General features: G+C 71.6%; 16 protein-coding genes. 8 read left to right on the top strand and 8 right to left on the bottom strand.

Going from position 1 to position 22,795, the window contains the following annotated elements:
• Window positions 1-91 precede the first annotated feature (91 nt).
• The 3 genes from ACWCXB_RS19885 to ACWCXB_RS19875 form a co-directional block, all read right to left on the bottom strand.
• On the bottom strand, window positions 92-1,669 hold the full coding sequence (locus ACWCXB_RS19885; protein ID WP_450724572.1) for a DUF5719 family protein: 1,578 nt from the start codon (window positions 1,667-1,669) through the stop codon (window positions 92-94).
• Window positions 1,666-5,337 (bottom strand): glycosyltransferase, encoded by a 3,672-nt coding sequence (locus ACWCXB_RS19880; RefSeq protein ID WP_450724570.1) that lies wholly within the window; start codon window positions 5,335-5,337, stop codon window positions 1,666-1,668. The genes ACWCXB_RS19885 and ACWCXB_RS19880 overlap by 4 nt, the downstream gene beginning before the upstream one ends.
• Before the next feature lie 334 nt (window positions 5,338-5,671).
• Window positions 5,672-5,935, bottom strand: a complete 264-nt coding sequence (locus ACWCXB_RS19875; RefSeq protein ID WP_077974550.1) for a WhiB family transcriptional regulator — start codon at window positions 5,933-5,935, stop codon at window positions 5,672-5,674.
• A 689-nt stretch (window positions 5,936-6,624) separates the two neighbouring features.
• Here ACWCXB_RS19875 and ACWCXB_RS19870 point away from each other — a divergent pair.
• Genes ACWCXB_RS19870 through ACWCXB_RS19860 form a run of 3 tightly spaced genes read left to right on the top strand, consistent with a single transcriptional unit; the run spans window position 6,625 to window position 9,402 of the window.
• A complete protein-coding gene (locus ACWCXB_RS19870; RefSeq protein ID WP_450724568.1) occupies window positions 6,625-7,125 on the top strand; it encodes a cysteine dioxygenase in 501 nt (166 codons plus the stop codon).
• Window positions 7,126-7,138: 13 nt separating this feature from the next.
• Window positions 7,139-8,095, top strand: a complete 957-nt coding sequence (gene cofD / locus ACWCXB_RS19865) for a 2-phospho-L-lactate transferase (RefSeq protein ID WP_450724566.1) — start codon at window positions 7,139-7,141, stop codon at window positions 8,093-8,095.
• Window positions 8,092-9,402, top strand: coding sequence for a coenzyme F420-0:L-glutamate ligase (locus ACWCXB_RS19860; protein WP_450724564.1), 1,311 nt, complete (start codon window positions 8,092-8,094; stop codon window positions 9,400-9,402). The genes cofD and ACWCXB_RS19860 overlap by 4 nt, the downstream gene beginning before the upstream one ends.
• Before the next feature lie 50 nt (window positions 9,403-9,452).
• On the opposite strand, the gene ACWCXB_RS19855 is transcribed toward ACWCXB_RS19860, so the two are convergent.
• The 3 genes from ACWCXB_RS19855 to ACWCXB_RS19845 form a co-directional block, all read right to left on the bottom strand.
• The gene (locus ACWCXB_RS19855) at window positions 9,453-10,463 is read right to left on the bottom strand and encodes a DNA-3-methyladenine glycosylase family protein (protein WP_450724562.1); all 1,011 of its coding nucleotides are present in this window, start codon (window positions 10,461-10,463) and stop codon (window positions 9,453-9,455) included.
• A gap of 85 nt (window positions 10,464-10,548) precedes the next feature.
• Window positions 10,549-11,646, bottom strand: a complete 1,098-nt coding sequence (locus ACWCXB_RS19850) for a sugar phosphate nucleotidyltransferase (protein ID WP_450724560.1) — start codon at window positions 11,644-11,646, stop codon at window positions 10,549-10,551.
• 96 nt (window positions 11,647-11,742) lie between these two features.
• Entirely contained in the window at window positions 11,743-13,206 is a 1,464-nt protein-coding gene (locus ACWCXB_RS19845; RefSeq protein WP_450724559.1) for a peptidoglycan recognition protein family protein, read from the bottom strand.
• Between the two features lie 128 nt (window positions 13,207-13,334).
• Between ACWCXB_RS19845 and ACWCXB_RS19840 the strand changes: the two genes are divergently transcribed.
• The 4 genes from ACWCXB_RS19840 to ACWCXB_RS19825 all read left to right on the top strand — a co-directional run bounded on the left by ACWCXB_RS19840 (window position 13,335) and on the right by ACWCXB_RS19825 (window position 19,312).
• Window positions 13,335-14,087 (top strand): TIGR03089 family protein, encoded by a 753-nt coding sequence (locus tag ACWCXB_RS19840; RefSeq protein WP_450724557.1) that lies wholly within the window; start codon window positions 13,335-13,337, stop codon window positions 14,085-14,087.
• Between the two features lie 139 nt (window positions 14,088-14,226).
• Entirely contained in the window at window positions 14,227-15,576 is a 1,350-nt protein-coding gene (locus tag ACWCXB_RS19835; protein ID WP_450724555.1) for an LCP family protein, read from the top strand.
• Window positions 15,577-15,802: 226 nt separating this feature from the next.
• The gene (locus ACWCXB_RS19830; RefSeq protein WP_450724553.1) at window positions 15,803-17,557 is read left to right on the top strand and encodes an LCP family protein; all 1,755 of its coding nucleotides are present in this window, start codon (window positions 15,803-15,805) and stop codon (window positions 17,555-17,557) included.
• 54 nt (window positions 17,558-17,611) lie between these two features.
• Window positions 17,612-19,312 (top strand): LCP family protein, encoded by a 1,701-nt coding sequence (locus ACWCXB_RS19825; RefSeq protein ID WP_450724551.1) that lies wholly within the window; start codon window positions 17,612-17,614, stop codon window positions 19,310-19,312.
• 69 nt (window positions 19,313-19,381) lie between these two features.
• On the opposite strand, the gene ACWCXB_RS19820 is transcribed toward ACWCXB_RS19825, so the two are convergent.
• Entirely contained in the window at window positions 19,382-20,395 is a 1,014-nt protein-coding gene (locus tag ACWCXB_RS19820) for a glycosyltransferase family 2 protein (RefSeq protein ID WP_450724549.1), read from the bottom strand.
• Window positions 20,396-20,574: 179 nt separating this feature from the next.
• Between ACWCXB_RS19820 and ACWCXB_RS19815 the strand changes: the two genes are divergently transcribed.
• A complete protein-coding gene (locus ACWCXB_RS19815) occupies window positions 20,575-22,074 on the top strand; it encodes an LCP family protein (protein WP_450724547.1) in 1,500 nt (499 codons plus the stop codon).
• Between the two features lie 88 nt (window positions 22,075-22,162).
• Here the strand turns inward: ACWCXB_RS19815 and ACWCXB_RS19810 are convergent, their stop codons facing one another.
• Entirely contained in the window at window positions 22,163-22,711 is a 549-nt protein-coding gene (locus tag ACWCXB_RS19810) for an acyl-CoA thioesterase (protein ID WP_450724545.1), read from the bottom strand.
• Between the last annotated feature and the right edge of the window lie 84 nt (window positions 22,712-22,795).

The raw sequence follows: 22,795 nt of genomic DNA, 5'->3' as shown, positions 1-22,795 counted from the left end.
GGAAATCGACGCGGAGCGTCGGTGACCGACGACAACGCAGCGAGGTGCGGTGCCAGGGCACGCGAGCCCGGCAAGATCGGCCGGACAGGGCCTAGTCGTCCAGCACCGAGAGGTCCTGCTCCGCCTGCGGGACCTCGACCGTGCCGCGGTCGTCCGGGAGCGTCTGGACCGTGAACATCTGGATCCCGTCCTGCGGCAGCAGCAGCGTGCGCGCCGCGTGGACCGGGCCACCGGACTCGGGCTCGATCGTCAGCGCGTAGGAGCCCTTGAGACCGGCCGGGACGGGCGGGGTGGTGATCGCGAGCGTCGTACCGCCCTTCACCGTGTACTTCTTGACGACCGGCTCGCCCCCTCCGGTGCCGGCCGAGGCCGTGACCTTCACCTCGGCGGTGGCGCCGGGCGCGGTCAGGGAGAGCACCGAGCCCTTGGCACGGTTGTCGGCGGCCGTGGCCCGCTCCGTCACGGGCGCGGTCGCGGGGATGAAGGCGAGTTCCTGTTTGGCGCCGGTGCCGCGCGTGACCTGGAGCGCGGCGACCACGGGGGTCGCCTTGCCGCTCTCCGACGGGCTGAGCAGCAGTGAGCCGGCCTCGCCCTTGGTGACGTCCTTCAGGTCGACGGTCGCGGTCATGCCCGACTTCACCCGCAGGTTCTCCGCGCCCGCAGGGGTGATCGTGCCGGACGCGGTCGCCAGCCGCAGCTTCAGGTCGGCGTCGTCGTCGCCGGGCGCGAACGCCACGAGCCGCACGGACGTCGCATCGGCCGGAATGCCCGGCAGTACGAGCGTGCCGGCCGGGTCCGTGGACGCGGGCAGCCAGTCGCTGCCGGTGTCGTCGCCCGCGCCCCGCACCACGGCGCCCACCCGGCCGGTACGGGTGGTGACGTGGACCGTCACGTCCTCGGCCTTGTCGGTCGTCAGGGTCGGCAGCAGCACGGGCACGCTCGCCCCGGCCGGCACCGGGATGCCCTCGGTCAGCTGGGACTTGAGGGCGCCGTCCTTGCCGTAGAGCTGGATGTCGGCGACCGCGGCCGTGTCGTCGGGGTTGGTGAGGTGGACATAGTCCTGCCGGTCCTTCGCGAGGCTCGCGCCCGGGAACCAGAAGTCGGTGTCCGGCGCGGTGCAGCTGACGCCGAGCACGCCGCGGCCACTGCCGGCGGGGACCGTGGTGGTCTGCTGCGTCGTCCAGCCGGGGGCGAGCTTGCCGGTGGCGGTGCCGACGAGCGCGGGGGCGTCGCTGCCGGACTCCTCGCCGGCGACGGGCGTGCCGGGCGCCTTGAGGGTGAGGAAGGGCTTGTCGGGCGCGGGCTTCTTCGCCGTGCCGGTCTTCTCCGCCTTGTCCGCGTCCTTGTCCTTGTCCTTGTCAGCGTCCTTGTCCGCGGCTCCCTTGTCGGGGTCCGCCAGTGTCGTCACGGACGGCTTCAGTTCGGCCGCCGACTCCGCGTCCGCGTCGGCCTCGCTGCCCGCCGGGGTGAACGACGTGTACGCCGTCTCCCCGATGTCGGACGTGGTGGGCGCCGGGCACAGCAGGCTGGAGCGTTCGACCGGCAGCCGGGCGGGGGCCTTGGCCCCGGCCGCGGCGTCCCCGCCGTCGGGCGCGGTGAGCGCGGCGAGCCCGGTCACGGCGGCGAGGGCGGTGGCGGCCGCGAGGAGGGAGAGGGTCGTGCGGTTCACTGGTTGCTGCTCCCGTCGGGACGCTGCTCGGTCTCGTAGCCGTAGGGGTCGTACTGGCCCGTGCCGTACGGGTCGTACTGCTGCTGCCCGTACTGGTCCTGCGCGTACTGCTGCTGCCCGTACTGGCCCTGCCCGTACTGCTCCTGCGCGTACTGGTCCTGCCCGTACTGCTGCGACGGCTCGGCGTAGGGCTGCTGATCGTCGTACCCGTACTGCTGCTGGTACTGCTGCTGCTCGCCGTACGTCGCGTAGTCCGCATCCGCGTACGTCCGGTCGCCGTCCCATTCGCCGTACTGCTGTTGCTGCGGCACCGCCGCATACGACTCGGGCTCGGGCTCCTGCTCGGCATGCGGCTGCGGCTCTGACTCGTACTCGGACTCGTACTCGGGAGCCGCCAGGCCCTCCGCTTCCGCCTCCGCCTGGGCCGCCGCCCGCAACCTGCGGGCCCTGCGCCCCTCGCCCTCCACGGGCTGGGCCGGGATCGCGGCCTCCTCGTCCGGCAGATCGTCGTCGATCTCACGGCGCCGGCCGGGCAGTGCGAGGACCAGCAGGACGAGCGCGAGTGCGCCCTGTGTCCAGATCCAGGCGGTGTGGGTGACGGGCTCCTCGTACGTGAGGTCGAGCTTGCCGCCCTCCGTGGGGAGTTCGAAGCCCTGCGCCCAGCCGTCGACCGTCGTCTTCGAGAGCGCGCGGCCGTCGAGCGTGGCCTGCCAGCCGTCGTCCGCGTGGTCGGCGATACGCAGCACACGGCCGGACGGGCCGGCCGGGATCCCGGTGTGGGCCTCGACGGGTCCGGAGGCCACGGGCAGCGGGTCCTCCTTGCCGTTCACGATGACCGCGCGGGCGACCTGGCGGTCGACGCGCCACAGCGCGCTGCCGTCGAGCTGGCTGAGCCTGGACAGTCCCGGCGTGGCGTCGAGGACGCGGCTCATCTGGCGCGGCGCCCCGTCCCGCACGAGCACGTACCGGATCGCGAAGCCGCTGAGCTGGCTGGTCTGGTCGGCGCCGGAGCCCGCGACCAGATTGGCGACGACCTTGTCGAGGCGGGCGTCGCTGCCACCGGTCTCGGTCAGTTCGGCGTCGCCGAGGCGGGCGCCGGAGCCGCGGACCAGGCTGTACGACACCTCGGCGGCGGAGGTGCCGCCGAGGACGAGGGTGCGCGGCTGGTCGCGGGTGCCGCTCTCCTCGGCGACGAACGCCGGGACCTGCACCGGGTCGCGGCGCTCCAGCGGTCCCGTGGCCCCGCTGATCATCCAGTTGACCGCGGCGAGCAGCGGTGCCGCGCCGGCCGCCAGGGCGATGAGCGCGGCGACGGGCTGACGCCAACCGAAGGACTGTGCGGCGACGCGCTCGCGGGCGCCTTCCGCGCCGAGCACGGCGGCGGCGAGCAGCGCGATGCCGTAGAGGAGGGTGGCGGGTCCGGCCCAGCCCGAACCGTTGGCGACGGCCGCGAAGACGAGCGCGACGAGCGCGACGGCCCAGGCGGTACGGATCGCGAACTGCCGCTCGCCGCGCAGCAGGGCCGCCAGCGCCGCGAGGACGACACCGATGAGCACCAGTCCGCCGAGGGCCTTCGGGCCGCCGGGGCTGATGCCGAGCAGATCGAGCGCGGAGGCCGAGCCCGCGCCGAAGTCCAGGCCCGCCTCGTGGAAGAAGCCGGACGGGCCGGTCAGCAGGGACAGCGACCAGGGGGCGAGGACCAGCAGCGGGGTCCCGACGACGGCGACGAAACGCAGCCCGTACGCGGTGAGGTCGTCGCGCCGCAGCACCAGGGCGGCGATCCCGAGGACGACCGCGAGGGGCCACACGATCGGCGTGAAGGCCATCGTGAAGGTCAGGAGCAGGGCGTACGCCCAGGTGGCCCGCCAGCTGCCGCGTGCACCGTCCTCGCGGCCGATTCCGTATGCCGCCGTCGCGGCGCGTGCGATCAGCGGCAGCACGATCGCGAGGACGGCCGTGCCGAGCCGGCCGGTGGCGAGGGCGCCGGTCGCGGCGGGCAGGAAGGCGTACGCGATGCTCGCCCAGGCGCGCAGCAGCCGGGATTCGACGAGCGGCCGGGAGGCGAAGTACGCCGTGACGCCGGCGAGTGGCACGGAGCAGACGAGGAGCAGGGTGAGCGCGGAGCCGGTGGAGCCGAGGAAGAGCCCGGACAGGACGGCGAGGACCGCGAGATAGGGCGGCGCCGTCTGCGTGCCGCCGGTGCCGAGGGGATGCCACGCGTCGGCGTACCGCCCCCAGAGACCTGACACCTCGTCGGGCGCGGGCAGCAGCGCGCCGCCGGCGAGTGCGCCGCCGGTGAGGAGTCCGCGGCAGGCGACGACCGAGACGAGGAGCAGGATCGCGAAGAGGAGGGGGCCCGGCTTGCGGGCGATCCGCTTCAGCCGGGCGAACTGCTCGATCTCCAGATAGTCCGCGTCGTCGCCGCCCGGGCCCGATTCGACGACGCCGTGGCGCGAGCCTCCGGAGTCGGAGTCCCTGCCGGCGCCGAGGCTGCTCGCGACCTGCTCGACCGTGGCCCGGACGGTGGCGCCGGGCGGCGGGAACAGCGGTCGCAGTTCGCTCGCGTCGACCAGAGGCTTTCTGCGCCTGCGGCGGGCGGCGAGGATCCTCTCGGGGCGCAGGAGGGTGCCGAAGAGGCCCATGACCTCGTCGACGGCCTGGCCGGGCGCCTTGCCGACGAGATAGGCGAGGGTGCGCAGCAGGGTGCCGAGGACGAGCCGGAGCAGTACGTAGGGAAGGGCGCGGCCGCGTGCGTTGGCCAGCAGGGTGTAGACGGCGCCCGCTTTGTCGACGCGGTGCGGGCTGGAGACGGAGCGGCCCGCGCAGTCGACGGTGCGGCGCTCTCGGGCCGCGGCCTCGGCGTGGCGGAGGACCGCGCCGGGGGCGACGAGGACGCGGTGTCCGGCGGCGTGGGCGCGCCAGCACAGGTCGACGTCGTCGCGCATGAGGGGCAGCCGGCGGTCGAAGCCGCCGAGCTCCTCCCACACGTCGCGGCGGATGAGCATGCCGGCGGAGGAGACGGACAGGACGGAACGGACCTGGTCGTGCTGGCCCTGGTCCTGCTCGCGGCGGTCGAGCCCGGTCCAGCGGCGGCCGCTGTTGGCGATGGAGACGCCGGCCTCGAGGAGTTGCTTGCGGTCGTACCAGCCGCGCAGCTTGGGGCCGATGATCGCCGCGTGTTCGTCGGAGTCGGCGACGCGCAGCAGCTCGGCCAGTGCGCCGGGGGCGGGGGCGCAGTCGTCGTGGAGCAGCCAGAGCCACTGGACCGGTTCGCCGTAGGGCAGTTCCGGCATCTCGTAGGCCTCGTCGCGCCAGGTCCTGGTCACCGGGTCCCAGCCGCTGGGCCGCTTCAGATAAGGCAGATCGTCGGGGGTGAGGACGGGCGCGGTGCGGGCGGCCTCGTCGACGGCGGCACCGAATCCGGTGCGGCGCGCGAGATGCAGAACCCGGTCGGCGCCGAGCGCCTCGGTGATCAGCTGCGCGGAGTCGTCGGCGCTGCCGGTGTCGGCCGCGACGACGTTCTGCACGGGGCGCTCCTGGCCGAGCAGCCCGGCGAGCGCGTCCGGCAGCCAGCGGGCACCGTCGTGCGAGACGAGGACGGCGGTGACGACGTGCCGCGGGCACTCGGGCGGCGTTGCGGGAACAAACACGGCAGTGGTGGCGGACATTGAGGTACGGGCCCTCCGGCCGGGGTCACCCCCGCGAGGGGGCGCTGGAGCGTTCTGGGACGGGGCCCCACACTAACGGCTGACAACAGGACGGTCCGCCGCCTGTGGACAGAGCCACAGGCAACGGACCGTTCTTACGTCGGGTGTGTGCTGTTTGGTCGGACAGCTCGGGTCGTCCGGCCGGAAGCCCGGCCGGGAAGCTCGGCCGGTCGCCGGGAAGGTCGCGGCCCGTCGCCGGGAAGCTCGGCCGGTCGCCGGCAAGGTCGCGCCCGGTCGCCGGGAAGCTCGGCCGGTCGCAGGGAAGGCCGACCGGACAGCTGCGTCGGCAGCTCGGTCAGACGGCGGCCTTCTTGAGGCGGCGGCGCTCACGCTCGGACAGGCCGCCCCAGATACCGAATCGCTCGTCGTTGGCAAGGGCGTACTCGAGGCACTCGGAGCGGACTTCGCAGGCGAGGCAGACCTTCTTGGCTTCGCGAGTGGAACCGCCCTTCTCCGGAAAGAAGGACTCGGGGTCGGTCTGGGCGCACAACGCGCGCTCCTGCCAGCCGAGTTCCTCTTCCGCGTCCTCGACCAGCAGTTGCTGGAACAGCTCGGTCATGTGCGCCCCTCGTCTGTCTTTGCGTCCCCGTGATGTAGCCGTTACCGATTTCGGCCGAACGACACGAGTGAAATTACAAGTGTGTGGATCCGGGCCAGTCAAGCCGAGATCTGCTATTGGGCCCGGTATTCACTCTGCGGAACCAAGGCTATGCGGAAAGTGTTCAAATCACCAAAAACGCGACACATGCCACTGGCCTGTCCACGCACCCCGCACCCTCCCCCCTCTTCCTCGTGGGGACCGGCGTTCACCGGTCCCCACGAGGGAAGGACGCCGCACGGTTCGATCTTGTTGCGATCCGACAGCACAAGCGATCCGGATCACAGTCTGATCACGAGAGCACAACGGCGTTTGAGAGCGCGGTTGCTGCGCGATGTCTCCGGCCGAGCGGCTGCACAAACCTTTCTCCGACCGGAGTAACCGGATGAGGTGAAACATTGCCGCCAAACCGGGCATCGAGTTGACATTCGGGATCGCGTTGGCCACCTTGGAAGGCATGCCAGCGACCACAGCGCCTTCCGCGACCCCCCTCCGTGGGTTCCGCAGTGCTGTCCAGGGTCGCTGTTGCTGTTGCTGTTCCAGCTGTTGATGCCGTAGCGCTCCAGCTCTTCCCCCCTCCGCCCCCAGGGCGAGGACTCGCGACACCCCAGCACTGACCTTTCTGTTTCTGCCGAGGAACCACCGCACCCATGAACAGCGACAGCGACCTCCAGATCGCCGGCGACATCCTCGAGGTCCAGCACCTCCTCCAGCCCGCCCGGGAGCACCCCGCGACCGTGGCCGAGTTCGCCGGCCTCGCCCGCTCCATCGCCGACGACCGCGCCCAGTGGGCGCACCTCGTCCGGTACGACGCCACCTCCCGCTGGTACCACCGGCTGCGCACCGGCCCCGGGTACGAGGTCTGGCTGCTCTCCTGGGTCCCCGGCCAGGGCAGCGGGCTCCACGACCACGGCCCGTCGTCCGGCGTACTCACCGTTCTCGACGGCGAGTTGACGGAGCGGACGGCCACTGCCGCCCGGTCCCTGGCCGCCGGCGCCCAGCGCGTCTTCGCATCCGGATATGTGCACGAGGTGGTCAATGACTCGCTCGAACCGGCCGTGAGCCTGCACATCTACTTCCCGGGCCTGACCGAGATGCCGATGCACGCCTCGCACTGCTCCCCGGCCCGCGAGGATGTCGTCACCGCCTGACAAACTGCTGTGCATGCGCATTGTGGTTCTGGCCGGCGGCATCGGCGGTGCTCGTTTTCTGCGTGGCCTCAAGACGGCCGCCCCCGAAGCCGACATCACGGTCATCGGCAACACCGGTGACGACATCCATCTGTTCGGGCTGAAGGTCTGCCCGGACCTCGACACGGTGATGTACACGCTCGGCGGCGGCATCAACGAGGAGCAGGGCTGGGGACGCAAGGACGAGACCTTCCAGGTCAAGAGCGAGCTCGCGGCGTACGGCGTGGGGCCGGACTGGTTCGGGCTCGGCGACCGTGACTTCGCCACCCACATCGTCCGTACGCAGATGCTGGGCGCGGGCTATCCGCTGAGCGCCGTCACCGAGGCGCTGTGCGACCGCTGGCAGCCCGGCGTGCGGCTCATCCCCATGACCGACGACCGCGTCGAGACCCATGTCGCCGTCACCGTGGACGGCGAGCGCAAGGCGATCCACTTCCAGGAGTACTGGGTGAAGCTGCGCGCCTCCGTCGACGCCCACGCCGTCGTGCCCGTCGGGGCCGAACAGGCGAAGCCCGCGCCGGGTGTGCTGGAGGCGATCTCCACCGCCGACGTCATCCTCTTCCCACCGTCCAACCCCGTGGTGAGCGTGGGGACGATCCTCGCGGTGCCCGGCATCCGGGAGGCGATCGCGGAGGCGGGCGTCCCCGTCGTCGGCCTCTCCCCCATCGTCGGCGACGCGCCGGTGCGGGGCATGGCCGACAAGGTGCTGGCGGCGGTCGGTGTCGAGTCGACGGCGTCGGCCGTGGCGAAGCACTACGGCTCGGGTCTGCTGGACGGCTGGCTCGTGGACACCGTGGACGCGGGTGCGGTGGCCGAGGTCGAGGAGGCGGGAATCCGGTGCAAGGCGGTGCCGCTGATGATGACGGACGTCGAGGCCGCCGCGGCGATGGCGCGTGAGGCGCTGACGCTCGCGGAAGAGGTACGGGCATGACCGGGGCGGAGGCCTCGCCGTCGTACCGGGTCCTGGCGCTGCCCGGGCTGCCCGAGGTGCGGCCGGGCGACGACATCGCCAAGCTGATCGCGGCCACCGAGCCGGGGCTGGTGGACGGCGACGTCCTGCTCGTCACGTCGAAGATCGTGAGCAAGGCGGAGGGGCGGATCGTCGCGGCCGACGACCGCGAAGGGGCCATCGACGCCGAGACCGTACGGGTCGTGGCGCGGCGCGGCACCCTCCGCATCGTCGAGAACCGGCAGGGCCTGGTCATGGCCGCGGCCGGGGTCGACGCCTCCAACACCCCTGCCGGGACTGTGCTGTTGCTGCCCGAGGACCCGGACGCGTCGGCCGCCCGCATCCGCGAAGGGCTGCGGGACACGCTCGGCGTCGAGGTCGGGGTGATCGTCACGGACACCTTCGGGCGGCCCTGGCGCACCGGGCTCACCGATGTCGCGATCGGGGCGGCGGGCGTACGGGTCCTGGACGATCTCCGCGGCGGCGAGGACGCGTACGGGAATCCGCTGAGCGCGACCGTGGTCGCCACGGCGGACGAGCTGGCCGCGGCCGGCGACCTGGTCAAGGGCAAGGCGGCCGGGCTGCCGGTCGCGGTGGTGCGCGGGCTCGGCCATGTGGTCTCCGCGGAGGCCGAGGGGGCGCGGGCCCTGGTGCGGGTGGCCGCGGACGACATGTTCCGGCTGGGCACCTCGGAGGCCGTACGGGAAGCGGTGACGCTGCGGCGCACGGTGCGGGAGTTCACGGACGATCCGGTGGACCCGGGCGCGGTGCGGCGCGCGGTCGCCGCGGCCGTGACGGCACCCGCGCCGCACCACACGACGCCGTGGCGCTTCGTGCTGCTGGAGTCATCGGAGTCGCGGGGGCGGCTGCTGGACGCGATGCGGGAGGCCTGGATCGCGGATCTCCGGCGCGACGGCAGGTCGGAGGAGTCGATCGCCAAGCGGATCAGGCGCGGCGACGTCCTGCGCAACGCGCCCTACCTGGTGGTGCCGTGTCTGGTGATGGACGGCTCGCACACCTACGGGGACGCCCGGCGGGACGCGGCGGAACGCGAGATGTTCGTGGTCGCGGCGGGCGCGGGCGTACAGAACTTCCTGGTGGCGCTGGCGGGTGAGCGGCTCGGGTCGGCGTGGGTGTCCTCGACGATGTTCTGCCGCGAGGTCGTGCGCGAGGTCCTCGGGCTGCCGGAGTCCTGGGACCCGATGGGGGCGGTGGCCGTGGGACGGCCCGCGGCTGCTCCGAAGGACCGGCCGGCGCGTGACGCGTCGGCGTTCATCGAGGTGCGCTGAGCGATCGGGATGAGCGCTGAGCACTCGCGCTGAGCACTCGCTCTGAGCGCTCAGAGCGCGGCGATGTCGTGCCGCGGCATCTTGGGCTTGCGGCGCGCCGGGGTGCGGCCGCTGAGGAGGATCAGGCGGGCGGCGCGGTGGCGCTGGCCCGCGTAGGGCTCCAGGAGTTCGAGCATCGCGGCGTCGTCGGCATCGCGGTCGCCGGCGAGGGCGTAGCCGACGATGCCGGGGAGATGGAGGTCGCCGACCGTCACGGCGTCGGGCGCGCCGTTGCTGCGCTGGACCGTCTCGGCGGAGGTCCACGGGCCGATGCCGGGGATCAGCTCCAGGCGCGCCAGCGCCGCCTCGGGGTCCATCGCGGCGGCCTCCTCCATGCGGCGGGCGACGCGGACGGCACGGAGGATCGTGGAGGCGCGCTTGTTGTCGACGCCGGCGCGGTGCCACTCCCAGGAGGGGACGAGGGCCCAGGTCCGGGGCTCGGGCATGACGTACATCCGCTCCGGCGCAGGTCCCGGGGCGGGTTCTCCGTACTTGCGTACGAGCAGCCGCCAGGCGCGATAGGCCTCGTCCGTGGTGACCTTCTGCTCCAGGATCGACGGGATCAGGGACTCCATGACCAGTCCCGTGCGGGTCAGCCGGAGGCCGGGGCGGCGGCGGTGGGTGTCCGCGACGAGACGGTGGCGGGGCTCGAAGGCGTCCGGGTCGTCGGCCTCGCCGAGCAGCGCGGGAAGCTGCTCCAGCAGCCACTCGGCGCCCGGGCCCCAGGCTTCGGCGTGCACGGCGCCGTCACGTGCGGCAACACGGAGGGTGCCAGGGCCCGCGGGGGTGCGGGTCGCCCGCCACACCGAGCCGTCCGGTGCCGTACGGAACGTGGGGTCCGCGGGCCCGCGCCGCAGCGGCCCAAGGACCAGCCCGAGGTCGAGCGGCCCCGGCGGCACGTACCGCCGCTCCCGGCCCCCGTGCGTACGCGCGGCCGCCGCCCTGGGCGCGGGTACGGCCACCTCGCCACCGCGTGTGGTGGTGCGGGTGACGGCGGGGCGGGGTTCGAAGCGTCCGGCCACAGGTGGGGTCCTCGGGGGTTCGGGGTCCCTTCGAGAGTAGGGCCCGCGCCGCCCGCCCGTGCAGCGAACCCGGCCGCGCCCGTGGCTACTGGTCCGACGAGAAGCGGATCGCGCCCGCGGGCAGCGTGGCGTCGCACCAGACCCTGACGCCGTCCCGCAGCTCGTTGTCGGGGCCGATCGTCGCGCCGTCGCCGATGACCGCGCCGGAGAGGACCGTTCGGGCGCCGATGCGGGCACCGGCGCCGATGAGGGAGTCGGTGATGACCGCGCCGGGTTCGACGACCGCGCCGTCCAGGACCGTGCTGCCCGCCACGCGGGCGCCCTCACCGATCACCGCGCCGTCGCCGATGACCGTGCCCTCCGTCAGCTTGGCGTCGGGGGCGACCGTGGCGGTGGGCAGGACGAGCCGGTCGCCGCAGCGGCCCGGCACCGCCGGGGACGGCGCACGGCCCAGGACGAGGTCGGCGGAGCCCCGGACGAAGGCCTGGGGGGTGCCGAGGTCGAGCCAGTAGGTGGAGTCGACCAGGCCCTGCAGATGTGCCCCGGCCGAGAGCAGGTCCGGGAAGGTCTCCCGTTCGACCGAGACCGGACGGCCCGCGGGGATGCTGTCGATCACCGACCGGCGGAAGACGTACGCCCCCGCGTTGATCTGGTCGGTGACGATCTCCTCCGGGGTCTGGGGCTTCTCCAGGAACGCCGTCACCCGCCCGCGCTCGTCCGTCGGGACGAGGCCGAAGGCCCGCGGGTCCTCCACCCGGGTCAGATGCAGCGACACGTCCGCCCCGGACCGCTCGTGCGTCGTGACCAGGTCGCCGATGTCCAGGCCCGTCAGGATGTCGCCGTTGAAGATGAGCACCGGATCGTCGGGCCCCGAGCGGAGCCGCGACGCCACGTTCCGGATCGCCCCGCCGGTGCCGAGCGGCTCCTCCTCGGTCACGTACTCCAGGTGCAGTCCCAGCGAGGAACCGTCGCCGAAGTACGGCTCGAAGACCTCCGCGAGGTACGAGGTCGCGAGCACGATGTGCTCGACGCCCGCCGCGCGGGCGCGTGCCAGCTGGTGGGTGAGGAACGGCACGCCCGCCGCGGGGACCATCGGCTTGGGCGTGTTCACGGTGAGCGGCCGCAGCCGCGTGCCCTTGCCGCCGACCAGGAGGATCGCTTCTTGGGCCTGAGTCAATGCCATCTCTGCTTCCTGCTGGGGCCGGGCGATTCGTGCGTATGACCGGCCAGTGTATGCAGCCTGTTCGTACGTACGTATGCGGCACCTTGGTGCGACTTTTCAACGCCCTTGATACTTCGCCGAAGCGCTGCGCGCCAGGCCGAGTTTGCTGTAGAGGCGGCCGCCGGGGCAGTCCGTCTCGAATCCGTCGCGGTGCCCGGAGATGACGTTGAGTCTGGCCTTCGTGCCCTTCTTGAACTTGTTGCCGCCGGCGGATGTCAGATAGGTCGTCGTGTTCGGATTCACCCCGTACAGACCCAGCTTCCAGGCGGTGAGCCTGGCCACCGCGGTCACTGCGGCCTCCGGCGGGGTGGTCGCACTGTACGTTCCGATGACCGCGATGCCCATGCTGTTGCTGTTGAACCCGCGTGTGTGGGCACCCAGGACCGCCTTGGCCACGCCTCCCGCGCGCCCTTCGTAGATGTTTCCGCACTTGTCGACCGCGAAGTTGTAGCCGAAGTCGCGCCAGCCGCTGCTCAGTACGTGGTAGCGGTAGATACTGCGGAGGACGGAGGGAGCCTGTCGGCAGGTGTACCGGTTACCCGTCGCAGTGTGATGGACGAAGGCCGCTTTGACCCCGTTTGTATAGACGAACTGCCTCTCGCGCAGCTTCTCGTCCGCGCCCCAGCCCTTGCGCGTGATGATCGGTGGCCGGGGGCCGATGTACGGCTTGGCGACGCCGTAGAGAGCCGCTTCCGCCTCCGTCTCGGCCTTGGTCAGGGCGGGGATGACCCCGGCACCGAGCGGCGCGAGCTCGGCGTTCACGGCGGAGGCGGCGGCGGCCTCCGGCGACAGGGCCGCGACCTCGGCGTTCTCGGTGCCGGACTGGGCGCCGGAGGCCGGGAGTTCCTCCTCGCCCGACGGCTCGCCCGCCGGTTCGCCCGCGGACTCCCCCGACGTCTCTTCCGGCCCGGCCTCCGGTACGGACTCGCCTTCCGGTGCCTCGTCCGACACCGGGACCTCCTCCTCCGTGACCCGGCCCGGGTCGACGAGCTCCAGCCGCAGCCCGTGCGGCAGCGGCGGGGTCAGTCCACGCAACACCCCTGTCCCGGCCGGTTCCGGCCGTACGCGCACCTCCACGCCGTCCGAGTCGCCGACCCACAGCGGCGCGGTCGAGCCGCGCACCGCGCCGCCCTCGGTGCGTTCGGTCGAGTCGGGGTCGGCGCCGTGCTCGTGGTTGTGGGTCTCCACGTCCTGCCACTCGGACCAGTCACCGGAGCCGGTGGCGCGCGTACGGACCTGGACCGTTCCGTGCAGTTCGGCGTCCACGTCGTCCCAGACGACCCCGAGGAGCGAGAACGGGCGGACATCGCGCCGCTCGAGCCCTTGCGCGGCCGCCTCACCGCCCGCTCGCGGCAGCCCCGGGAGCGGTTCCAGCAGCAGGGACTGCGTGGATCCCGGCACATCCGGCCCGGCCGGCGCCGCACCGACCGGCGCCGTCGCACCGGCCGGCAGCGCGAGCACGGGGAGGACGAGCGCTGCGGTGCACGCGGCGCCGATCGAGGATGCAAGCAAGGCACGCATGTGAACGATCCTGGGGAGCGCGGGCGGCGGACGCCCCTCGGAACAGTGACGGCCCGTCGGTCCGACCGGGGGACGCCGTCACCGGTACGGCCGCGCCGGCGCGGCGCCCGCGGCGTACCCTTGCGCAGGTGAACGCCAGCGACCACACCCCCGCCGACCTGCTGCGATCCGCGCTCGCCGCGGACCCGGCCCGCCCCTTGGTCACTTTCTACGACGACGCCACCGGCGAGCGAGTCGAATTGTCCGTCGCGACCCTCGCCAATTGGGTGGCCAAGACGGCGAACCTCCTCCAGGACGGGCTGTCCGTCGAGCCGGGCGACCGGCTGGCACTGCTGCTGCCCGCGCACTGGCAGACCGCGGTGTGGCTGCTCGCCTGTTCGTCGGCCGGGGTCGTGGCGGACGTCGGCGGTGACCCGGCGGCCGCGGACCTGGTGGTGAGCGGCCCGGACACCCTCGATGCGGCCCGCGCCTGCTCCGGGGAGCGGATCGCGCTCGCGCTGCGCCCCCTCGGCGGGCGGTTCCCGCAGGCGCCCGAGGGCTTTGCCGACTACGCCGTGGAGGTCCCGAGCCAGGGTGACCGCTTCATCCCTTATGGACCGGTCGATCCGCACTCCCCGGCGCTGCGCGTCGCCGGTACGGAACTGACGGGCGCCCAGCTCGTGGAGCGCGCCCGTGCGGACGCCGCCGAGCTGGGCCTGGGCGCCGGGTCGCGGCTGCTGTCGGGGCGTCCGTACGACGCCTGGGACGGACTGTCCGCCGGGCTGTACGCGCCGCTCGCCTCCGGTGGCTCGGTGGTTCTCTGCCGCAACCTGGACCAACTGTCCGCGGAGGAACTGGAGAAGCGCGTCGAGAGCGAGCGGGTGACCGATACCGCGGTATGACCAACACCTCGGTACGACAGGCGCTCTGAAGTCCACTCATACGGCTCACCGCGGGCCGAGCCCTCGGGCCTGAGGGTCGGCTCCGGGACATCATCGGCGGTACATACGTACACAAACCACCCCGAGGATGGACCCAGAAGTGACCGACAGCGCTGGCACGCCCGCCGAACCGGACGAACCGGCCATGGACCCGGCCGCGGATCCGGCCGGGTACGCGGGCGACAAGGCGGGCGGCGGGACGGCCAGGGACGATGGGACGACCGGGCACGGCGGGACGATCAGGCACGATGGGACGATCGGCGGCGGTGGGACGGCCGGGCACGATGGGACGACCGGCGGCGGTGGGACGGCCGGGCACGGCGGCGGTACCGTCAAGCGCAGGCGCCGCTGGCTGCGTTGGGCCGCGTTCGGGCTGTCACTGCTCCTCCTCGCCGTCGCCGGGGTCAGCTGGTGGCTCTACCGGAAGCTCGACAGCAACATCACCACGGACATCACCACCGCCGAGGAGCTGGAGCGGTACGACAGGGAGCGCCCGCTGCCCGCCGCCCACGGCGCGCGGAACATCCTCCTCATCGGCTCCGACACCCGCGCCGGATCCGCCAACCGCAAATACGGCCGGGCCAAGGGACAGCGCTCCGACACCACGATCCTGCTGCACATCGCCGGCAACCGGCGCAGCGCGACCGCTGTGTCCGTGCCACGTGACCTGATGGTGGACGTCCCCAGCTGCCGTGCGGCCAAGGGGATGCGCACGCCCGCCCAGATCGCCCAGTTCAACTACGCCTACTCGTACGGTGGCGCGGCCTGCACGATCCGGACCGTCGAGCGGCTCACCGGCGTCCGGATCAACCACCACATGGTGATCGACTTCCATGGCTTCAAGGGCATGGTCGACGCCGTGGACGGGGTCCAGGTCTGCCTGAAGAAGCCCATCAACGACAGAGACGCACATCTCACGCTAAAGGCGGGCAAACAGACCCTCAACGGCGAGCAGGCCCTCGGCTTCGTGCGCGCCCGCAAGTCGCTGGGCAACGGCAGCGACACCGAACGTATGGACCGGCAGCAGCAGTTCCTCGGCGCGCTCTTCAAGAAGGTGCAGAGCAACGGCGTCCTGCTCAATCCGACCAAGCTCTACCCCGTCCTCGACGCGGCGACCAGATCGATCACCACCGACCCCGGCCTGGACTCCCTGAAGGACCTCTACGACCTGACCCGCTCGATGCGGGGCGTACCCCCGGAGCGCGTGCAGTTCCTCACCGTGCCCCGGCAGCCGTACACGGCGGACCCGAACCGGGACGCACTCCTCGAGCCGGCGGCGAGCGAACTCTTCAGGCGACTACGCAGGGACGCGCCCGTGATCGTCGTCGAACCGGGCGCGACGCCCAGCACCGGGACCACGACGGAGAGTGAGGAGAATGCGGGCTCCTCGAACCCGCGCCCGACCCCGACTTTCTCCGGCACGAACGCGGCTTCCGGCATGTGCAAGTAAAGCGCTCACCAAAGCGCGGTCGGCAGTCCATGAAGTTTGTACGGAATGCCCAGTTGTAAGTCACGTGGAATTTGTCACGGACGTCGCTCGCCGCTGAGCTGGGCGGATAGTGTGACGCGATCCGGTACATCCGGCCGCGAGGTCGCGCACAACCGGATCGACGAACCGAGCGTCTCCTGGGGGGGAGAGACGCCTCGCGTGGCACCGACGGAGGACTCAAGCAACCGTGGACGCGCACAGCCGTGGACGGGCGGAGGACATCGACCCCGCCGACCAGTGGGTACTCAATCCGCAGACCGGCAACTACGAACTGCGACTGGACCGCTCCGCTGGGCAGTCGGCCGCATCCCGCTCCGCCGGCGTCTCCCCCTCGAGAACGGCCGGTCGCCGCAGTGCCACCCGGACCGCGCCCCCGAGGACGGAGGTCCCCGGGCAGCGCACGCGCCGCTCGAACCGTGGCGCGGGCGCGGCAGGGGGCGCACACGACGATCTCACACCCCCCAGCGGTCCGGGCCGTCGTAAGCGCAAGCAGCGGAAGTCCCGCAAGAAGAAGGCGCTGCTGTGGATCGGCGGCACGCTCGCGCTGCTGATGGCCGGCACGGCGACTGCCGGATACCTCTACTACGAGCACCTGAACTCGAACATCAAGTCCTACTCCGACGACGGCGCCGGCACCGGCGGCTTCAGCACGGACCGGGCGATCAACATCCTCCTGATCGGCACGGACAAGCGCACCGGCAAGGGCAACGAGAGCTACGGCGACAAGAACAGCCCGGGCCACGCGGACACCACGGTGCTGCTGCATGTGTCCAAGGACCGTACGAACGCGACCGCGTTGAGCATCCCCCGCGACCTCATAACGGACATTCCCGACTGTCCGACCACGCAGGAGGACGGCTCCACCAAGGTCATCCCCGGGTCGGAGGGTGTCCGGTTCAACACCAGCCTCGGTCAGTCGGGCCGCACGCCGAGCTGCACCATGCGCACGGTCAAGGAGATCACCGGCATCACCGTGGACCACTTCATGGTGGCCGACTTCAACGCCGTCAAGACGCTGACGTCGGCCGTCGGCGGTGTGCCCATCTGCCTGGCGAAGAACATAAAGGACCCGGACTCCAAGCTCGATCTGCCGGAAGGCGAGCACGTGATCGAGGGTGAGCAGGCGCTGGCGTTCGTGCGTACCCGGCATGCCGTGGGCTTCGGCGGCGATCTGGACCGGATCAAGATCCAGCAGCAGTTCCTCAGCGCCCTCATGCGCAAGCTGAAGTCGAACGACACGCTCACCAGCCCCACCAAGCTGTTCAAGCTGGCGGAGGCCGGCACCAAGGCGCTGACCGTCGACTCCAAGATCAGTGACATCAGCAAGCTCCGCGATCTCGGTCTGGAGCTGGGCAAGTTCGAGATGAAGAACCTGACGTTCGCCACCGTGCCCGTCCTGGACAACCCGGCCGAGAAGGTCAAGGCCACGGTCGTCCTCAACACGGACAAGGCGGACGCGCTGTTCTCCATGGTCAAGAACGACATCTCGCTCACCGAGGTCGAGCAGAAGAAGAAGGACGCCCAGCAGGCCGCCAAGAGCAAGCAGGATGCGCTCCTCAAGGGCACGAGGGCCGATGCGTCGGACGTACGCGTCGACGTCTTCAACGGCGGCGGCCCGCAGGGCTCCGCGCAGAAGACCCTCGACTGGCTGCAGAACAGCGAGGGAGTGCTCAAGTCCACCAACAAGGGCAACGCCCCGGCCGACGTCGCCACGACGCAGCTGGAGTACGCGCCCAACCAGGCCGACCAGGCCCGCAAGCTCGCGGACCTGATGGGCCTGCCCGCCACGGCACTCAAGCCTGGCACCGAGAACGCCGAGGGGCTGCAGGCCATGACCCTGACCCTCGGCGCCGACTTCAGGGGCGCGGGGGTGCCCCTCACCGGTCCGGCAAAGCTGGACGTCGATCAGGTCGAAGCAGACAAACAGGTGTGCGCCAAGTGACCCCGGACGTCCGGGTCATACGGCGTGCCTGAAAAGACAACAGGGGGTCCAGGGGTGGGACAGAGCAGCGTGCGTGGGGAGGGGACGCGTGAGCGCGTCCGGCACGCCGGTGAACGGGGCTGGGACGACAGCCTGTACGAGGACGACGCCCCGGCGGGCGGCGGCCGGGCGGCAGCCGGCGACGCCGGCCGCGGCGATGCGGACGGTACGCATCCGGCCCGCCCCGAGGGCGCGGGCCGGCACGGCAACCCGCCCCGGCGCGGGAAACGCGGCAAGCGGCGGGTGTTCCGCTGGGTCGCGTCCGTGCTGTCGCTGCTGATACTCGGCACGGCGGGTGCCGGTTACCTCTACATCCGCCATCTCAACAGCAGCATCAAGAAAGAGGACCTGAATCTCGGCGGCGAGATGCGCCAGCACCAGGTCAACGCCGCGGGACAGACGCCGCTCAACATCCTGCTGATCGGCTCCGACGCCCGGAACTCCAAGGAGAACCAGGAGCTCGGCGGGGCCAAGGAGACCTTCGACGGGCCACCGCTCGCGGACGTGCAGATGCTCGTCCACCTCTCCGCGGACCGCAGCAACATGTCCGTGATCAGCATGCCGCGGGACACCGTGCTGAAGATCCCTGAGTGCAAGGACCGGGAGAACGACAAGACCTTCGAGGCGACCGGCTGGATCCTCACCAACGAGTCCCTCAACCGCGGCGGCCCCGGCTGCACGGTGGCCACCTGGTACCAGCTCACCGGCATCACCATCGACCACTTCATGATGGTCGACTTCGCCGGCGTCGTCTCCATGGCCGACGCGATCGGCGGCGTGCCGGTCTGCGTCAAGAAGAACATCCACTCGCGCAGCCGCGACGGCAAGGGCTCCGGCCTGAAACTGCCGGAGGGCACGCACCCCGTGAAGGGCGAGCAGGCGCTGCAGTGGCTGCGTACGCGGTACGGATTCGAGGACGGCACCGACCTGGCCCGTACCCATGCGCAGCACATGTACATGAACTCGATGGTCCGGGAGCTTCGGAAGAACACCAAGCTCACCGACCCGAACAAGCTGCGCAAGCTGGCCGGGGCCGCCACGTCGGCGCTCACCGTGGACACGGGCCTGAACACGGTGACCAAGCTGTACGACCTGGCCGAAGAGCTCAAGCGGGTGCCCACCGAGCGCATCACCATGACGACCATGCCGAACTTCTACTCGCAGAAGCCCCGTTTCCAGGGCAGGGTCGAGCCCAAGCAGCCGGACGCCGAGCAGCTGTTCCGGATGGTCCGCGAGGACATCCCGCTGGACGGCAAGGCGTCCAAGCGCAAGGCGCCGGAGGCCACGAAGGACCCGGCCGCTCCCGTGGGTGAGATCGGTGTGATGGTGCGGAACGGCACGTACACACCCGAGTTGGGGGCGGCGAGGGGCCGGGCGGCGGAGATCGCCGGCGTACTCGACGGCAAGGGCTTCACCGAGGCGAAGGCGGAGACGCAGAGCGATCCGCAGGACCGGACCGTCGTGTACTTCCCGAGCGTCGACCTGGAGGGCGACGCCCAGGCGGTCGCGAAGGCGCTCGGGATTCCGGTCTCCTCGGTGAAGAAGTCCACCGAGGTGTCGGGCGTCACGCTGGTGGTCGGTGCCGACTGGCGCGAGGGCACCACGTATCCGAAGACCGCGGTGCAGGACGACGGCAAGGCGCCGAAGTCGGCGCGACCGCTCAACGGCGGTGACACCGAGGCCTGTATGGACGTGCAGGACGGCTTCACCTGGTGAGGTGAAGCGGCATACGAGAGGGCCCCGGGTGCGCGCACCCGGGGCCCTCTCGGTTCGTGGTACCTGTGCTCAGGCGGTCCGTACCGCCGGCCGGCGGCTCGCGATGACCTTCTTCGCGAGCGAGCGCGGGCTGGTCAGGAAGCCGAAGCCCCATGACATGTGCATCGTGGCCAGCGCCACCGGGATCTGCAGCCTGGCCTTCAGCGGCAGGCCCTTGCCCGCCGGGACCGAGCCGGCGGTGATCGCCGCGAGATAGCCGGCCGGGACGACGAAGCCCAGGGGGGTGACCGCGGCGCCCACGACGATGCCTGCGGCGATCGCGCACACCGCGGCCGGCGGGGCGAGATAGCGCAGATTGATCGAGCCCTGGTGGTAGCGGGCGACGACATGGCGCCAGCGGCCGTAGTCCTTGTACTGCTTGGCGAGCGCCTTCACGGAGGGCCGCGGCCGGTACTGGACCTTGAGCTCGGGCGAGAACCAGATCAGCCCGCCCGCCTCGCGGATCCGGAAGTTCAGCTCCCAGTCCTGGGCGCGGATGAACTCCTCGTTGTAGCCGCCCTGCTGCTCCAGCGCCTCACGGCGGAAGACACCCAGGTACACGGTCTCCGCGGGAGCCGCCTGCCCGCCGGTGTGGAAGGCGGCGTTGCCCACCCCGATCTTCGAGGTCATCGCGGCGGCGACGGCGTGCTCCCAGTCGTTCTCGCCCTCGGCGTGCATGATGCCGCCGACGTTCTGCGCGCCGGTCTCCTCGAGGAGGCGGACGGCGGTGGCGATGTAGTTGGGCGACAGCATGCCGTGGCCGTCGACCCGTACCACGATCGGATGACGGGAGGCCTTGATGGCGGCGTTGAGCGCCGCGGGCGTACGCCCCGTGGGGTTGGGCACGGTGTGGACGCGGGAGTCTTCGCGTACGAGCTCGGCAGCGATCTCGTCGGTACGGTCCGTGGACGGGCCGAGCGCGATGACCACCTCCATCTCACCGTCGTACTCCTGCTCCAGGATGTGACGGACCGAGTCGCGCAGATGCCGCTCCTCATTGAGGACCGGCATGATCACGGAGACGGCTGGGGTGGGGGCGGGCATGGCTTCCTCGGGGGTCCGGGGGTCGTCCCGGGAGACAGCAGTATCGCCCGCCACGTTACCGCGAACGGGGGACACCGGTGCGCGCCGCCCGGGGGCCCCGGTCGTATCGGCCTACAGTTCCCGGGATCCCGCCCCGAATGCCACCGGCCGCCTGCCACACCACCCGCGGAGGTGCCCTCGTGCCCACACCGCCCCGCTCGCCCCGTCCGAGGTCCGCGGCCCGCGTGCAGCCGCCGCACCGCAGACCTCAGCCCCGGGCCGCGGTCCGGCGGCGGCCGCGCTTGGGGCTCCGGGTGGCGACGGCGCTGTCGATGCTCGTGCTGGGCGTGGGCGGGATCGGGCATGCGCTGGTGACGGGGCTCGGCACCGGGATCGGCCGGGTCGACCCGTTCAAGGACATGAAGAACCGGCCGGAGTCCGGGCACGGAACGAACATCCTGCTCGTCGGCACCGACGGCCGGGACCGGATCACGCGGGACGAGCGCCGCAAGTACCGGCTCGGAGGCGCGCCCTGCCGCTGCACCGACACGATCATGCTGGTGCACATCTCGGCGGACCGGCAGCGGGCGAGCGTCGTGAGCCTGCCGCGCGACTCGTACGCGGAGATCCCCGCGCACACGGACGCGGTGAGCGGGAAGCGTCACATGCCCCACCCGGTGAAGCTGAACGCGGCGTACTCGGAGGGCGGGCCCGCGCTGACGGTGCGGACCGTCGAGAAGATGACGAAGGTGAAGGTCGACCACTATGTGGAGATCGACTTCACGAGTTTCATGAAGACGGTGGACGCGGTCGGCGGGGTGCGGATCTGCACGGCCCGGCCGATGAAGGACTCGTACACCGGTCTGGATCTGCCGGCGGGCACGCACGAGCTGGACGGCGGGAAGGCGCTGCAGTACGTACGGTCCCGGCACATCGACGCGGCGGCGGACCTGGGCCGGATGCAGCGCCAGCAGCGGTTCATGGCGGCGCTCATCCAGCAGGCGACGGGCAGCGGGGTGCTGCTGAACCCGGTGAAGTTCCGCCAGGTCAGCAATACGGTGCTGAATTCGGTGCGGGCCGACAAGGGGTTCGGGGCCGATCAGATGCTGACGCTCGCGAAGGCGATGCGGGGCATCACACTGGCGTCGTCGGAGTTCACGTCCGTGCCGGTGAGGGACGTCAGCCATCCGGTCAGGGGCATCGGCTCCACGGTGAAGTGGGACCCCGTGAAGTCTCAGCAGCTCTTCCGGGCCCTGCGCGAGGACCGGCCGCTGTCGCCGAAGCGGACGAAGAAGACTGCGCACCGCGGGACGGCAGCGGCGAAGGTCGTCGTCGACGTCCCGCCGAGGCAGATCCGGGTCCAGGTCTACAACGGCACCCGCATCGGCGGTCTCGGGGCGCGCGTGGACGCCGAGCTCGGCGCGACCGGTTTCGCGACGACCCGGAGGCCGCTGAACAGCGACCGCCGTGATCTGCGCCGCACGGTCGTCTCGTACGACCCCCGCTGGGACCGCTCGGCGAAGTCCCTCGCGGCCGCGCTCCCCGGCGTCGAGCTCCGCCCGGTCAAGGGCCTGGGCCCGACCCTGCATGTCACGGCGGGCACGGACTTCACCAAGGTGACCCCGGTCCGCGCGGAGACCCCGCCCAAGGGCAAGGGCAGGTTCGAGACGCTCACGGGGGACGAGGTGGTCTGCCCCTGAGGGTGCGGGACCGGCCCGCGCATCCGGCCCGCACGGCGTTCGAGGACGGACACACCGGCCGCCGGGCGGGAGGGGGCGCGCGAGGGCGTCAGTCCTCGTACCCCTCCGCCGCGCGCTTCTCGCGGAGCTCCTTGATCGCGCGGCGCCGGGCCAGCCGGTGGGTGCGGCGGATCTGGGCCTCCTGGTAGCGGCGCTTGTCGCGTTCCGTCTCCGGGATCACGGGCGGCACCTGACGGGGCTTGCCGTCCGCGTCGACCGCCGCGAAGACCAGATACGCGGAGCCGACCTGCGTCGCGGGCGTCGACTCGTTCCAGCGCTCGGCCAGGACCCGTACGCCGACCTCCATCGAGGACCGCCCGGTCCAGTTGACCTGAGCCTTCACATGGACCAGGTCCCCGACCCTGACCGGCTCCAGGAAGACCATCTCGTCCATGGACGCGGTGACGGCCGGCCCGCCCGAGTGGCGGCCCGCGACCGCGCCCGCCGCGTCGTCCACCAGCTTCATGATCACGCCACCGTGCACCGTGCCGAGAAGGTTGGTGTCCGAGCCGGTCATGATGTGGCTGAGGGTGGTGCGCGACGCCGCGGTGGGCTTACCCGGAATGTCGCCCTCCGGGTGCTGGGCCTGATCTGTCATGCCGTCCACCCTATGCGGCGACCTGCGGACCGGTGCATTTGCATCAGCTTGGCAACAGCCCAGACCCGATTCACCACCCGCCCT

The organism is Streptomyces sp. NPDC001514, from assembly GCF_053597075.1.
The sequence above is the reverse complement of the archived record's forward strand: the minus strand, read 5'-3'. Positions and strand labels throughout refer to the sequence as shown.